The sequence below is a fragment of the Pseudomonas sp. NPDC088885 genome (assembly GCF_044750025.1).
Classification (GTDB): Bacteria; Pseudomonadota; Gammaproteobacteria; order Pseudomonadales; family Pseudomonadaceae; genus Aquipseudomonas; species Aquipseudomonas rustica.
This window is the reverse complement of sequence record NZ_JBIVJB010000198.1, coordinates 1-889: the sequence shown is the minus strand read 5'-3', so window position 1 is coordinate 889 and position 889 is coordinate 1. Positions and strand designations below refer to the sequence as shown.

At 54.2% G+C, this 889-nt stretch carries 3 pseudogenes; all 3 read right to left on the bottom strand.

Annotation, left to right across the window (positions count from 1 at the left end):
* Nucleotides 1-314 (bottom strand): annotated as a pseudogene (gene rplK, locus ACIP1X_RS28360) (50S ribosomal protein L11); the annotation flags it as partial.
* A 117-nt stretch (nt 315-431) separates the two neighbouring features.
* A pseudogene (gene nusG / locus ACIP1X_RS28355) lies at nt 432-824 on the bottom strand (transcription termination/antitermination protein NusG); the annotation flags it as partial.
* Nucleotides 812-889 (bottom strand): annotated as a pseudogene (locus ACIP1X_RS28350) (L-serine ammonia-lyase, iron-sulfur-dependent, subunit alpha); the annotation flags it as partial. The pseudogenes ACIP1X_RS28350 and nusG, both read right to left, overlap by 13 nt.

The following is an 889-nucleotide window of genomic DNA, read 5'->3' as shown; positions in this document are numbered from 1 at the left end:
CTGTGCACGGGTAACGGTGCCAACCTTAACGGTGTTCGGACGAGCGGAACCGCTAGTCAGACCAGCCGCTTTCTTCAGCAGAACCGAAGCAGGGGTGGACTTGGTTTCGAAAGTGAAGCTACGGTCGCTGTAGACAGTGATGATCACTGGAGTCGGCAAGCCAGCTTCAAGACCCTGAGTACGGGCGTTGAAAGCCTTGCAGAATTCCATGATGTTCACGCCGTGCTGACCCAGAGCAGGACCAACAGGTGGGCTTGGGTTAGCCTGAGCGGCCTCACTTGCAGCTTGATGTAAGCGGTAATCTTCTTGGCCATGAGGCACTCCAATTACGGGTTCAAACGCCTCGAAAGGCTCCCCGGTTACTTGCGCGTTTATCCCAGTGACGACAAAACCCCACAGCCTAAGGCTGCGGGGTTGGGATGCTTTTTCAGTTAGACCTTTTCGACCTGACTGAACTCCAACTCTACCGGGGTAGAGCGACCGAAAATGAGCACTGCCACTTGGATCCGGCTCTTTTCGTAGTTAACTTCTTCAACAACGCCATTAAAATCAGCGAATGGACCGTCGTTGACTCGCACCGTTTCGCCCGGCTCGAAGAGAGTCTTCGGCTTAGGCTTGTCGCTACCATCAGCAACACGACGCAGAATTGCTTCCGCCTCTTTATCGGTGATTGGCGCAGGCTTGTCAGCAGTACCGCCGATGAAACCCATCACCCGAGGAGTATCCTTGACCAAGTGCCAAGTACCCTCATTCATGTCCATCTGAACCAGCACATAACCTGGGAAGAACTTGCGCTCGCTTTTGCGTTTCTGGCCATTACGCAGGCCGAGCCGACTTCGCCCTGACAACCGACTTCGGCACCGGAGATCGAGGCATTTTTCTTACACAA